The organism is Streptomyces sp. NPDC088766, assembly GCF_044750845.1.
In the GTDB taxonomy this organism is placed as follows: Bacteria; Actinomycetota; Actinomycetes; order Streptomycetales; family Streptomycetaceae; genus Streptomyces.
The window spans coordinates 179,208-192,546 of sequence record NZ_JBIVKQ010000006.1; the positions used below are offsets into that span (position 1 = coordinate 179,208).

A 13,339-nucleotide genomic window follows, 5' to 3' on the forward strand; every position below is an offset into this window, starting at 1 on the left:
GTCAGGGGGTCCTTTCGGTGGCGGGGACGAGCGCGTGCCGGGCGCGGGGCGGGGGCAGCGGTCCCAGCTCCGCCTCCAGCCGGTGCGCGGCCTTCAGGACCAGGTCGTCGGCCCCGACGGGTCCGACGAGCTGCACTCCGGCCGGCAGTCCGGAGCCGGTCAGGCCGGCCGGGAGGGTGACGGCGGGCTGGCCGGTCATGTTGAAGGGGTACGAGGCGGGTGACCAGGCCAGCCAGAGCAGGTCGCGGGGATCGGCGGCCCAGGCCGGTGCGACGGCGCGCACGTCGAAGGGTTCGATGGGGACGGTGGCCATGGCCAGCAGGCCGTAGCGGCTCATCACCGAGCGCAGTCTGGTGCGCAGTTCCTGGCGGACCTCCTCGGCCCGCATCAGGGCGGCGGCGCTGAGGGTGCGTCCGTAGCGGACGATCTCGAGGCGGCCGGGGTCGCAGTCGTGCTCGTCCTCGGGGGGTGTGGCGGCCGCCTCGGCGGCGGCGAGGATGTCGACGAGGGCGGGGTAGAGGTCGTCGCAGCGCACGTGGACGCGTTCGACCTGGTGTCCCTGGCCGGTCAGGGCGGTCATGGCCTGTTCGGTGACCTTGCGGATCTCGTCGGTGGTGCCGTCGTACTCGATCCATCCGATGCGCCGGCAGCGGCTGTCGCGGGGCAGGTCGATCGAGCCGAGTCCGGAGTCGGGGTCGGCCGGGTGCGGTCCGGTGATGACGGCGGCCAGTGCGGCGGCGTCGGCGACGGTGCGGGCCAGTGTTCCCTGGTGGGCGAGGCGGTCGACGCCGTTGGGGACGTAGGGGACCTTGCCGTAGGAGGGTTTGTAGCCGGCCACTCCGCAGAACGCGGCGGGGATGCGGATGGAGCCGGCTCCGTCGGTGCCCAGGGCGCCCTCGCCCAGGCCGGTGGCCACGGCGGCGGCGGCGCCGCCGCTGGAGCCGCCGGCGGTGAGGTGCGGGGCGTAGGGGTTGGCGGTGGGGGGTGCGACGCGGCCGAGGGTGGAGGCGCTCCAGCCGTACTCGGAGGTGGTGGTCTTGCCGATGACGACGGCGCCGGCCCTGCGCAGCCGGGCGACGGCCGGGGCGTCCTGGCGGGGGCGCCGGTTGGTCAGCAGGGAGCCGCGGGTGGTGGGCAGGTCGCGGGTCTGCAGGAGGTCCTTGACGGAGACGGTGACGCCGAGGAGCGGGGCGGTGCGCCAGGCGTCGTCTCCGTGGGCGCGGATGCGCCGGTCGGCGTGTTCGGCGGCTTGGAGGGCCTCCTCGCCGGCGGTGGTGACGAACGCGCCCAGGGTGTCGTGTTCGCGGACGGCGTTCAGCACGGACGTGACGTGTTCGACGACGGTGATCTCCCTGCGGCGCAGGCGCTCGGTGAGTTCACCGATGCCCGGGGCCGTCATCGGGTGGTGTCCGGGGGGCCGGGGCGGGCGGTGTCGGTGCCGGTGATGGTGCGCCAGTGCCATCCGGCGTCGAAGGCGGTGACCTCGACGGGTGTGCCGTCGGCGGTGAGCTGGGCGGCCAGCTGGGTGGCGGTGGCCAGGAGGCGGGAGGCGCGGTGGGCGGCGAGCAGGTCCGCCGGGGTGAAGGGGGTGCCGGCGCAGCGCAGCAGGCGCAGGTCGACGAAGCCGTTGAAGGTGCGTCCGGCGACCTCGACGGGCTGGGGGGAACGGATGGAGAAGCGCACCTTGTTGGTGACGTGGCCGTGGTGGTGCTGGTCGGAGAAGAACGCGATGTCGGGGATGGTCGGCGGCACGAAGTGGTCGCGGGCCAGCACGGCGGGGTGGCGGGGCAGGTTGCCGGGGACGAAGTGCCAGGAGTTGTACTGCATGCGCGAGGACATCGCCCAGGCCGCGTCGGCCATGGTGTGGGTGGAGCCGGCGAAGTGGGTGCGGGCCTGGGGGCGGGGCACCACGCAGCAGAAGTAGCGGGTGATGTCCCAGTCGCAGATCTGTGCCCAGCTCTCCGCGCGCAGGGCGCTGATCAGGGCGGGCAGGGAGCGCATGCCGCGGCTCATGGCGAAGTCGGCGGCGAAGACCTCGGCGGCGGCCGTGACGGTCTCGTGCACCAGGGCTTCGAGGCCGGTGCCGAACGCGCCGTGGGGCCGGGCGAGCCAGGTGGGGTCGGCGGCGGCGCTGCGGCCGAGTTCGTCGAGGGTGGCGCCGTCCAGCGGGAGGCGCTCGCTCAGGTGTGCGCTGATCTCCTCGTCGCGGCGCCGCGCGCCGGCGGTGTCGGTGGCGATGCGTTCCACCTTGTGCATCAGCGCGCCGTGGATCTCGCGGTAGAGCGGGACCTGTCCGATCACCTGCCGGCGGCGGGCGCCGAGGGCTTCGGCGAGGGTCTTGAGGTCTTCCACGCCGTGCGAGGCGGCGGGGTGGACGGGTTCGCCGGGGACGCTGTTGTAGGAGCGGCGCACCCGTTCCAGCATGGCCGCGACGTGGTCCAGGCCCAGTTGGGTGCCGTTGGCCTCCTCGATCCGGCCGAAGCCGGCCGAGCGGATGAGGAGGGTGAGGCCGACCACCAGCTGGACGTCGTTGTCCGACCACAGTTCCAGGGGCAGTTGCTGCAGGCTGCTGAGGGCGCAGTCGGGGTGTCCGGGCCACAGGGTCTTGCCGGTGAGGTTGTTCTGGTCGCGGAAGTTGGTGTACTGGCGGTGCTCCTGGTAGAGCACGAAGGGGGCGGTGCGCAGGGCTGCTTCCTTGGCCTGTTCCAGGAGTTCGTCGCGGCCCTTGTCGCCCTGGCGCTCCAGCCAGGTGCGGCAGTCGGCGACCGCGCGGGCGGTGCGGGCGGCCGCGCGGCTCATCTCGGCGTGGTAGGCGCGGGCGGCCTGCAGCGACCACGGCACGCGCAGTACGCCGCCGACCAGTTCCCGCCGGTCGAGGGGGCCTTGTGCGGGGGTGCGCAGGACGATGCGGCCGCTGGTGGCCAGGGCGAGTTCGCCGGTGAACACGGGCTCCTCGTCGGCCGTTTCGACGAGGTCGGCGGCCGGCGCGGTGCCGGGTGCGGGGGCGGGGGGGCCGTCGGGGCGCCAGGTGAGGTGCCACAGGGCTTTGAGGGCGGCCTCGTCGCGGGTGCTCAGGGCGCGCAGCTGGACGTCGGCGGGGACGTGTCCGTCGAGGCTGAGCAGGATGTCGACGGAGGCGCGCAGGTCGGGGGCGGTGCGGGCCTGTTCCCAGACGCGGCCCAGGAGGCCGGGGAAGCCGGCGTGGGGCTCGCGGGCGCGGTCGGGTCCCGGGGCGGTGCCGGCGGGCGTGCCGAGTCTGCTGGGGCGGCGGCTGATGCGTTTTCTGGCGTTGGCGTCGCGGCGGCTCTCGCGCTCCGCGGAGCCGCTCATGAGGGGCTCGCGGACAGATCGATGTGGCTCCACAGGCCGGCGTCGGTCGGGGTCCAGTCCTCGTCGACGTAGATGCAGTCGACGGGGCATTCGAGCACGCAGGCGGGACAGCCCGAGCACAGTTCGGGAATGATGACGACGTCCAGGCCGCGGTCGAATATGGCGCCGAACTCCTCGGGACAACTGCGCAGGCAGCTGTCGCAGGTGATGCACTCGGAGGTTTCTATGCGGCGCGGTGGTTTCTTCCAGTTCTCGCCGCGAGTCCGCGCGGCGATCCGCTCGGAACGGGCGGATCGCGCCGCCGACAATGCGTTCTCGCTCACGGACACTCACCCTTCGGGTCGGTTCGGCACGACCATCACTGCCGCCCTCATCGTTACGGCGTCGTCTCGATGACTCCATGAGCTTCGGTGGTGGCGTGCTGGACCGCTGTTCAACCGGCGAATTGCCCGGTTGAACAGCGGCGTCCGGTGGATACCGTCGTCGGGGAAAATCCGCCCGGGCCCCACCGACCACGGAGTAGGAGCAGCCACGATGCCTGCGACGCCGACGCCGAAACTCATGACGTTCCTGGCCTTCAGAAGTGACGCCGAGGAGGCGCTGCGGTTCTACACCTCGCTCTTCGACAACAGTGAGGTGCACCGGATGATCCGGGCCCGGGCCGGAGAGGCGGGGTGGGAGGAGGGAATGCTGCAGCACGCTCTTTTCACGCTCGGCGGGCAGATGTTCATGTGCACGAACATGCCTCCGCCGGGGGCGGTGGGATACGACCTGGCGCCGTGGGAGTCGTATACGTTCTCGCCGGCGACGGCGATATACGTGCAGTGTGAATCGGAGAGTGAATTCGACCGGTTGTACGCGGCGCTTTCGGAGAAGGGTGAGGTCATCATGCCGGCGGGGCCGTATGAATTCAGTGCCCGGTTCGCGTGGTTGACCGACCGGTTCGAGGTGGCGTGGCGGCTCAACCTGGTGCCGTCGCGGGGGGCCCGCCGGGGGTGAGCGGCCGGGCACGGGTCAGGCCCGGCCCACCGCTGCGGTGGGCCGGGCCTGGCCGGTGGTGGTGGGTGCCGGTCAGCCCCAGGCGCCGGCGATCTGCTTGGTGGTGACGTTGAGGCGGTTGAAGAAGTTGGTCAGGGCGACCATCAGGGTCAGTGCGGCCAGGCCCTTGTCGTCGTAGTGGGCGGCGGCGCGCTCCCACACGTCGTCGGGCACCGGGTCGCTGCGGTCCGCGAGGCGGGTGGCGGCCTCGGCCAGTTCCAGCGCGGCCCGCTCGGCGTCGGTGAAGTAGGACGTCTCGCGCCAGGCGGCGACGGCGAACAGGCGCTCCTCGGTCTCGCCGGCCTTGCGGGCGCCGCGGGCACCGGAGTCCACGCAGGGGCTGCAGCCGTTGATCTGGCTCGCGCGCAGGTGGACCAGGTCGAGGGTCGTCTTGGAGACGCCGCCGGAGTAGATGGCCTTGTACATCTCCTGGATGGGCTGCGTGGCCCCGAGGATCATCGCCGGGTTCTGCAGGCGCGCTTCCATGGTCATTCCTCTCATCGATCAATATCCGACGCCGCTGGCAGGCGGGGTCACTTCTATGACGAACGGGGGCGGGTGAGTGTGACAGCGGCAGGCCGGCGGGGTGTGCCGGCGGTGCCGGTGCGGCGGGTCGGGGGGCGCCGCACCGCGGGGGATTCGGCGCGGCGCCCCTTTTCCGTCCGGCGCGTCGGTCAGGCGCCGACGTCGACGCGGGCGGTCTGTGACGGGCGCTCGCTCGCGGGCGGCGCCTCGTCCTCGGGGTGGCCCGGGCGCCAGATGCGCGCTCCGATGCCGAGGGAGAGGGCGGGGATCAGCAGGCTGCGCACCAGGAAGGTGTCCAGGAGGATGCCGATCGCGATGAGCAGGCCCTGCTGCAGCGAGGCCACGGTGGGGATGGCGGCCAGGACGCAGAAGGTGGCCGCCAGGACGACGCCCGCGGAGGTGATGACCCCGCCGGTGACGGTGAGGCCGGTGAGGATGCCCTCGCGGTGTCCGCGCAGCCGGACCTCCTCGCGGGCCCGGGCCATGAGGAAGATGGTGTAGTCCACCCCGAGCGCGACCAGGAACAGGAAGCCGATCAGCAGCAGTCCGCGGTCGATGCGGGGGTAGTCGATGGCGTGGAAGAGCAGGGAGGCGGCGCCGACGGCGGCGGCGTAGGAGAGCACCACCGACGCCAGCAGGACGAGCGGGGCGACCAGCGCGCGCAGTACCAGGACCAGCATGAGCAGGACGACCGCGAGGATCAGCGGGATCAGCAGCATCTCCTCGTCGCGCTGGGCGTCGGCGGTGTCGAGGGCGATGGCGGTCTGGCCGCCCACGACGGCGTCGGCGCCGTCGCCGGGTGTGTTGTCCAGGGCGGTGCGCATCCGTTCGACGGTGTCCTTGGCCGCCGCGGTGTCGGGGGCGTCCTCGAAGACGGCGGTCAGGTGGGTCCAGCCGCCGGCGGTGCGCTGGGTGGCGGCCGATTCCACGCCCTGCACGTCCTGGACGGCCCGCAGTGCGGCGTCGGCCGCCTGGGCGGGTACGTAGATGTCGGCGGGGGCGGCGGAGCCGGCGGGGAAGTGTTCGGCGAGCAGGCGCTGGCCCTCGACGGAGTCGACGGTCTTGGTGAACTGCTCGGCCTGGGTCTGGCCGGTCTGCACCGTGGTGGTGCCCAGGGCCAGGAGGGCCAGGACGGCGAGGGAGGCGGCCCAGATGACGCGGGGCCTGCGTCCCACGGCCTGGGCGACGCGGGCCCAGGTGCCGTGTTCCTTCTCCACGCCGGCGGCGGCGCCGGGGGTGTGGCGGGGCACGAAGGGCCAGAACGTCCAGCGGCCGAGGATGACGAGGAGGGCGGGCAGCAGGGAGGTCATCGCCGCGAAGACCACCGCGATGCCGATGGCCACGACGGGGCCGAGGCCGCGGGTGGAGTTCATGCTGCCGAAGACCAGGCACAGGGTGGCGACGGCGACGGTGGCCGCGGAGGCCGCCAGCGCCGGCAGCGAGTGGCGCACGGCGATGCGCATCGCGTCGTGGCGGTCCTCGTGGCGGTGCAGTTCCTCGCGGTAGCGGGCGATGAGGAGCAGGGCGTAGTCGGTGCCGACGCCCACGCACAGGATCATCAGGATGTAGGCGCTGAGTCCGTTGACGAGCAGGCCGGCGTGTTCGGCCAGGAGGTAGACCACGCCGCTGGCGACCTGGCTGGCCAAAAAGACGGTCAGCAGCGGGACCAGCCACAGCACCGGGCTGCGGTAGGTGAGCAGCAGCAGGACGGCGACGACGGCGAGTGCGGCGCCCAGCAGGGCTCCGTCCATGCCGCTGTAGACCTCGGCGAAGTCGCGGACGCTGCCGGCCTCGCCGGCGATGCGGATGTCGAGGCCGTCGGGGGCGTCCTTCTTGACGATGTCCTCGGAGGTGCCGACGGCGTCGGTGAGGACGGCGTTGTCGCTGGGGCTGGTGCGCAGGGGGTAGCTGAGGAAGGCGGCCTTGCCGTCCGCGGACACCTGGGGCTCGCTCACGTCGCCGACGGCGACGTCGCCCTGCAGGGTGGCGCGGTCGGCGGCGATCTTCTCCCGGTCGGCGGTGGTGAGGCCGCCGGCGCGGGCGTAGATGACGACGGCGGTGCTGCTGTCCTTGTCGGCGAAGTACTTCTCCGCCAGTTCGACCGCCTGGGTGGACTGGGCGCTGGAGGGCAGCCACGTCTCGGGGTCGTTGTCCTGGACGTCGCCGAGCTTGGCCGCCAGGGATCCGCCCGCGGCGATCAGCACGAACCAGATCAGCAGCACGGCCCACTTCGAGCGGCGGCCGCTGACCAGCGTCGCGTAGCGGTTCATGAACCCGGTCTGCGTGTTGGGATTGTCGCTCCGGGTTGCTTTTCTTGGCCGTAGGGTCGTCATGGCTGCTCACAAAGGGTCGGGGAGCCTGCTCTCGGGGGCTCCGAGCGGAATCCGGGAGAGAGCGCGGCAGGGCGCGGCGCCCTGTCGTGGCCTGCGACCGCATCCCGTCACACGCGGATGGTCCCGTTCGTCACTGCTATGACGGCCGGCGGCGTGAAGATGTGACAGGCGCGGGTCACACACCGACCGAGAGCGAAGGGGACGACGGTGGTCATGCAGGAGAACGAACGCCTCGCACGCACGTTTGAGGAGAAGCGTCCGCGGCTGCACGCCGTGGCCCACCGCATGCTCGGTTCGGCCGACGAGGCCGAGGACGCGGTGCAAGAGGCGTGGATCCGGTTGCACCGCAGTGACACCGACACCGTGGAGAACCTCGACGGCTGGCTGACCACGGTCGTGGGCCGGGTCTGTCTGGACATCCTGCGGGCCCGCAACCGCCGGGAGGAGTTCTTCGAGGAGCACGCCGATCCCTCGGCCGGGCCCCGTCCGCAGGAGGGGGCGGACCCGGAGCAGGCGGCCATGCTGGCGGACTCGGTCGGTCTGGCGCTGATGGTGGTGCTGGACACGCTCGATCCGGACGAGCGGCTGGCCTTCGTGCTGCACGACACGTTCGCCGTGCCGTTCGCCGACATCGCCTCGATCATCGGGCGCAGTCCGGCGGCCACCCGCCAGCTGGCCAGCCGTGCCCGCCGGCGGGTGCACGGGGCCTCTCCGCTGCCCGACCTGCGGCGCCAGCACAAGATCGTGGACGCGTTCCTGACGGCGGCGCGCAACGGGGAGTTCGAGCGCCTGCTGACGCTGCTGGCGCCGGACGCCGCCATGCGGGCCGACGACACGGCGGTGCGCATCGGTGCGGCTCCGCTGACCCGGGGCGCCCGGGACGTGGCGAGTGTGTTCTCCGGCGGTGCCGAGGCGGCCCGTATCGCGCTGGTCGACGGGTCGGTGGGGGCGGTGTGGCAGTCGAAGGTGCGGCCGATCGTGGTGTTCCGCTTCACCCTGGAGGACGAGCGGATCACCGCGATCGACCTGGTGGCCGAGCCCGAGCGGCTGCGGGAGCTGGACGTGGTGGTCCTCGACGGCTGAAGCCCGCCCCCCCCGGGGGGTCAGCTTCCGGGGGCGGCGGGGTCGGGGGGCAGGCATTCCTCCAGGAACGCCAGGGCCCGCAGGTGGTAGGCGCGGGCCGCCCAGCCCAGGCTGATGTTGTGCCCCGCGTCCGGCTGGCGTTCGACCAGGGCGCGGGGGGAGGCGGTGAAGTCGGCGGCCAGGGCGGCGAGTTCGGCGTCCTCGTGCCGCCACCAGCGTTCGTGCTCGGCGAAGGTGACCCGGACCGGTACCCGCACCCGGGGGGCGAGGCGGGCGAACAGGCGCGGCCAGTGCGCCAGGTCGGCCGCTTCCCGGGCGGGCATGGGGGCGACCACGGCGGCGCCGGTGCGGAAGGTGCCCGGCGGGTACAGCCGCAGCGGCCCCCAGTGCCGGCGCTGGTCGGCGGGCCGGCCGGCGAGGACGTCGGCGGCGGCGGCCGGGGTGTAGCGGCGGCCGCAGCCGGAGATGTCCACGCCGAGCAGCGGGTCGCCGTCCTGGGCGTGCGCGGCGAGGGAGAGGGCGAGTTTGCCGCCGAAGGAGTGTGCCAGCAGCAGGATGCCGGCGCCGGCCGGGTGGCGGCGGGTGAAGTCGGCGAGGGCGGCGTGCAGCAGCGGGGTCTGCTCGGTGACGCCGAGTCCGTCGGGCAGGGCGGCGGCGGAGCGGCCGTAGCCGGGGCGGTCCACCGCCAGCACGGTGTAGCCCAGGTGTGCTCCCAGGTGGAGCAGGGACAGTTCCGGCCGTGCCTGGCCGTGGAAGTATCCGGCGGTCATGCCGCCGCCGTGCACCGCGACGACGGTGGCGCGCGGGGTGCCGGTGGCGGGTCGGCTCAGCAGGGCGGACAGGGGGGTGCCGGCTGCGTCGAGGACGATCTCGCGGACGTCGCCGGCGCTGCGGTCGGGGTGCGGGGCGGCCGTGGGCGTCGCGGCGCGGGCCGTTGCCACTAGGCGGCGTGCCCGTCGCCGAACCAGCGGGCCAGTGCGCCGGCGAGGGGGTGGGCAGAGCCGTGGGAGGTCCATGCCACGTGGCCGTCGGGCCGTACCAGGACCGCGTCCAGGCCGGCGAGGACGTCGGTGGTGCCCTCGGCGGGTTTGGCGGCGGCGGTGACCGTGTCGACGCGGTCGCTCCAGCGGGCGGCGGTCGCGCGCACCGCCGGGTCGTCGGCGAGGTCGAGCAGGACGCCGCGGGCCGGGTGCAGCAGGCGGAAGGTGTCGGTCTCGCCGGCGGCGCCGGTCAGGGGGCGCTTGGCGAGGCGGCGGCCGAGCAGGGGGTGGGCGGGGGTGTCGGGGTCGGTCATGTCGTAGCGGATGTCGAGGTGGCTGACGATGCCGGCGAGGTGCTTTTTGACGGCGTCGTGGGTGATGAGTTCGGCGAACAGGGCGCGCAGGGGGTCGGACTGCTCGCCGCCGAGGAAGACGGTGCCCTGGGCGCGGGTGTTCATCATCAGCCGCTGTCCGACCGGGTGCCGTTCGCCGTGGTAGGTGTCGAGCAGGTCGGCGGGGGCGGTGCCGCGGACGGTGGCGGCCAGTTTCCAGCCGAGGTTGACCGCGTCCTGCACGCCGGTGCTCAGTCCCTGGCCGCCGGCGGGGAGGTGGATGTGGGCGGCGTCGCCGGCCAGCAGGACCCGGCCGCGCCGGTACTGGCTCGCCAGGCGGGTGGCGTCGCTGAAGGAGCTGACCCATTGGGCGCTGCCGGCGCTGATGTCCTCGCCGGTGATGTGCTGCCAGGCCGCGGCGACCTCGGCGAAGGTGACGGTGTCGTCGCGGTCGCGGGCGGGGGTGCCGTGGGGGCAGACGATGATGCGGTCGACGCCTTCCTTCAGCGGTGCCGCCATCACCATGCCGTGGGGCAGCCGTTCGCCCAGGAAGCGGGGCTCGAGGTGGCAGCCCACGACGTCGGCGAGGAACATGGTGCGGCCGGCGGGCAGTCCGGGGAAGTCGAAGCCGGCCGCCTTGCGGACGGCGCTCTGTCCGCCGTCGCAGCCCACCAGGTAGGCGGCGCGCAGCCGCTGGGTGCCCCGGCCGGTGGCGAGGGTGATCTCGACGTGGTCGCCGTCGAGGAAGGTGTCGGACAGGCCGGTCACCTCCCAGCCGCGGCGGATGTCGGCGCCGAGCCGGCGTGCCCAGTCCTCCAGGACGGCTTCGGTCTGGTCCTGGGGGATGCCGCGGGCCCCGAAGTGCGCGTCCTCCAGGGCGGTGTAGTCGAACTGCACGCCGCCGAAGTGGCCCAGGGCGCTGACGGCGAGGGTGTCGCCCTGTCCGAAGCGGGGCAGCAGGCCGCGCTGGTCGAACACCTCCATGGCGCGGGCGGTGAAGCCGAGGCCGCGGGACTGCCCCGTCGGCTCGGTGAGGCGTTCGACGACGGTGACACGGGCTCCGCCCAGGCGCAGTTCGCCTGCGAGCATGAGTCCTGTCGGTCCGGCGCCGACCACGATGACGTCGGTGTCCACCGCTGTGCCTGCCATGGGTGTCCTGCCTCTCCTGGCTCGTCTTTGTCAAGTTCGTGGGCTCGCCGGGCGGCCGGGGGGTGCGGGCCGGCGGGCGGGGCGGGGCGGGTCAGCGGGGGGTGCCGAACCAGTGCTCCAGCGCGGCCGGGAGGCTGTCGTCGGCGGCCGGGTCGGTGCCGGTTTCGGCGGCCCAGATCACGTGGCCGTCCGGGCGTACCGCCACGGCGGCCACCCCGTCGAGTTCGCCGCCCGGTTCGGGGCGGGCCGCGACCAGTTCGACGCGGTCGGACCAGTGTTCGGCCGCGGCCGGCACCCGGCCCTCGAGGCCGAGCAGCAGTCCGCCGGGGCAGCGCAGGAGTTCGGTGGTGGTGCAGGTGGAGCTGCCCACCCGCAGCCGGGCGTGCGGCAGGCGGCGGCCGAGGAGCCGGTGGCCGGTGCCGCAGGTGTCGTAGCGGATGTCGAGGCCGCTGATCATGCCGGCCAGGCGGGTGCGGACCGGTTCGTGGTCGATCAGTTCGGCCAGGACGGCGCGCAGCGGTTCGACCTCACGGCTGCCGAGCAGGAGTGCGGCCTGGGCGCGGATGTTGGCCAGCACGGCGCTGCCGACGGCGTGCCGTTCGGCGTGGTAGGTGTCGAGGAGGTGGTGGGGGGCGTGGCCGGTGACGACGGCGGCGAGTTTCCAGCCGAGGTTGAAGGCGTCCTGCAGGCCGAGGTTGAGTGCCTGGCCGCCGATGGGCATCTGGCGGTGGGCGGCGTCGCCCGCGTACAGGACGCGGCCGTGGCGGTAGTGGGTGAGCTGGCGGTTGGCGTCGTCGAAGTGGTTGACCCACAGGGGTTTGCCGGCGCTGATGTCCTCGCCGGTCACGCGGTGCCAGGCGGCGGCCATCTCCTGGAACTGCGGGGGGCCGGTGCGCGGGCGGGCGGGGGTGCCGAACTCGTGGACCATGACGCGGGTGACGCCGTCGGGGCGGCGTGCGGCGATGGCCAGGCCGCCCGGCAGCCGCTGGAAGCGCCGGTCGGCGATGGTGATGTTGTCGACGTCGGCGCGCAGCAGTTCGCGGGTGGCGTCCTGGCCGGGGAAGTCGGCGGCGGTCAGCCGGCGCACGGTGGAGTCCTGGCCGTCGCAGGCGACGAGGTAGCCGGCGCGCAGGCGGACGGGGCGTCCGTCGCGTCCGACGGCTTCGGCCTCGACGGCCTCGCCGTCCTGGGTCAGGTCGAGCAGTTGCAGGCGGTGGCCGCAGCGGATGTCGGCGCCGAGGGAGAGCGCCCATTCCTCGAGGACCGATTCCGTCTTGGTCTGGGGCACCTTCCACTGCCCGGGGTAGGGGCCGGGCAGGGTGAGGTCGAGGGGGATGCCGCCGAAGTGTCCGCGGGCCTCGTGGGGCGGGCCGGCGAGGTCGGTGAGCAGGCCGCGGCTGTCGAGGATCTCCATGGTGCGGGCGTGCAGGGTGGAGGCGCGGGACTCCTTGGTGGGGCGGTGGCGCTGCTCGACGACGGACACGTGGACGCCGCGCAGGCACAGTTCGGCGGCGAGCAGGAGTCCGACGGGGCCGGCGCCGACGATGATGACCTGGGTGTGCATCACGGCGGTGCGGGCGGCTGCGGCGCGGTGGGGGCGCTGCGGGTGCTGCGCGGCCATGTCAGTTCTTCCGCTCCGCGTAGTCCTTGGCGTGCCCGAGGGTGGCGCGGCTGTTGGTGCTCAGCGCGTTGTGCACGTAGGTGCGGGCGTCGGCGACGGTGGCCTGGTCGCCGAGGATCTTGGCGATGGTGGCGGTGTTGAGGCAGACGGTGTGCTGCGAGCTGGCCTCGGTGGTGCCCCGGCCGGTGTCGGTGAACGTCCACACCCCGGTGTGCAGGGTCATCAGGGCGGGCAGGGTGACCTGCTTGTAGGCGATCTTGTCCGGTGCGAAGGCGACCCGGTAGGACTTGGTGGTGTGCACCGAGCCGTCCTTGGCGCGGGTGTCCATCTCCAGGGTCTGCAGTCCGGGGGTGGGCTCCTCGAAGCGCACGGTGGCCACGTGGGGCAGGCGTTCGGGCCAGCGGCCGGCCTCGTTGACGAAGTCGAAGACGTCCTGGGGGGCGCCGTCGATGTGGACGGTGTCGGTGAAGGAGAAGACGAGGTCGTCGGTTTCGGCGGTGTGGGCGCGTTCGACGTTGTCCTTGAGCGCGGCCAGTTCGGCGGTGCTGTTGGTGTCCACGGCCTTGTCGATCCACTGCAGGTCGCCGGGGTCGTCGTCGACGGCGCGGTAGTCGTGCAGCAGGCGCACGCGGGAGGTGTTCTCGCCGAGGGGTTCGACGATCCAGGTGCCGCCCATCGCGGCGACGGGGGCGGTGGTGACCTCCTGGCGGAAGGTGATGCGCAGGGCGTCGGGGTCCAGGGTGCGGCGCGAGGTCCAGTTCTTGGCCTCGCCGTTGGCGGTGGCCCAGATGCGGATGCGTTCGGTGTTGCCGCCGGTGGCCTCGCGTTCGACGTGGATGGTGGGCGGGAAGATCTGCGGCCAGTGGCTCACGTCCGCCAGCAGGCGGTAGATGGTGGCGGCGGGCGCGCCGATGGTGATCTCGTGCTCGACCTCACGCGTCGTCATGA

At 73.2% G+C, this 13,339-nt stretch carries 11 protein-coding genes; 2 read left to right on the forward strand and 9 right to left on the reverse strand.

Annotated features, from left to right (window positions below):
• Position 1 precedes the first annotated feature (1 nt).
• The 3 genes from ACIP5W_RS11340 to ACIP5W_RS11350 are packed head-to-tail and all read right to left on the reverse strand — an operon-like array spanning position 2 to position 3,653.
• Positions 2-1,399, reverse strand: a complete 1,398-nt coding sequence (locus ACIP5W_RS11340; protein ID WP_401470198.1) for an amidase — start codon at positions 1,397-1,399, stop codon at positions 2-4.
• Entirely contained in the window at positions 1,396-3,330 is a 1,935-nt protein-coding gene (locus ACIP5W_RS11345) for a hypothetical protein (protein WP_401470201.1), read from the reverse strand. Before ACIP5W_RS11345 ends, ACIP5W_RS11340 begins: the two co-directional genes overlap by 4 nt.
• Positions 3,327-3,653, reverse strand: a complete 327-nt coding sequence (locus tag ACIP5W_RS11350; protein WP_401470204.1) for a 4Fe-4S dicluster-binding protein — start codon at positions 3,651-3,653, stop codon at positions 3,327-3,329. Before ACIP5W_RS11350 ends, ACIP5W_RS11345 begins: the two co-directional genes overlap by 4 nt.
• Positions 3,654-3,864: 211 nt before the next feature.
• Between ACIP5W_RS11350 and ACIP5W_RS11355 the strand changes: the two genes are divergently transcribed.
• A complete protein-coding gene (locus ACIP5W_RS11355) occupies positions 3,865-4,329 on the forward strand; it encodes a VOC family protein (RefSeq protein WP_401470207.1) in 465 nt (154 codons plus the stop codon).
• Positions 4,330-4,401: 72 nt separating this feature from the next.
• Here ACIP5W_RS11355 and ACIP5W_RS11360 read toward each other — a convergent pair whose 3' ends face one another.
• Positions 4,402-4,854, reverse strand: coding sequence for a carboxymuconolactone decarboxylase family protein (locus ACIP5W_RS11360; protein WP_366056996.1), 453 nt, complete (start codon positions 4,852-4,854; stop codon positions 4,402-4,404).
• 188 nt (positions 4,855-5,042) lie between these two features.
• Entirely contained in the window at positions 5,043-7,163 is a 2,121-nt protein-coding gene (locus ACIP5W_RS11365; RefSeq protein ID WP_401470211.1) for an MMPL family transporter, read from the reverse strand.
• 276 nt (positions 7,164-7,439) lie between these two features.
• Between ACIP5W_RS11365 and ACIP5W_RS11370 the strand changes: the two genes are divergently transcribed.
• Complete coding sequence (locus ACIP5W_RS11370) at positions 7,440-8,309, forward strand: sigma-70 family RNA polymerase sigma factor (protein ID WP_401470214.1); 870 nt, start codon at positions 7,440-7,442, stop codon at positions 8,307-8,309.
• A 20-nt stretch (positions 8,310-8,329) separates the two neighbouring features.
• Here the strand turns inward: ACIP5W_RS11370 and ACIP5W_RS11375 are convergent, their stop codons facing one another.
• From ACIP5W_RS11375 to ACIP5W_RS11390, 4 genes are all read right to left on the reverse strand, one after another.
• A complete protein-coding gene (locus tag ACIP5W_RS11375) occupies positions 8,330-9,178 on the reverse strand; it encodes an alpha/beta hydrolase (protein WP_401470460.1) in 849 nt (282 codons plus the stop codon).
• Between the two features lie 71 nt (positions 9,179-9,249).
• Entirely contained in the window at positions 9,250-10,770 is a 1,521-nt protein-coding gene (locus tag ACIP5W_RS11380; protein ID WP_401470217.1) for an FAD-dependent monooxygenase, read from the reverse strand.
• A 91-nt stretch (positions 10,771-10,861) separates the two neighbouring features.
• Positions 10,862-12,391, reverse strand: a complete 1,530-nt coding sequence (locus tag ACIP5W_RS11385; protein ID WP_401470220.1) for an FAD-dependent monooxygenase — start codon at positions 12,389-12,391, stop codon at positions 10,862-10,864.
• A gap of 1 nt (position 12,392) precedes the next feature.
• Positions 12,393-13,337: an aromatase/cyclase gene (locus ACIP5W_RS11390; RefSeq protein WP_401470223.1), complete on the reverse strand. Its 945-nt coding sequence runs from the start codon at positions 13,335-13,337 to the stop codon at positions 12,393-12,395.
• Positions 13,338-13,339: the final 2 nt, after the last annotated feature.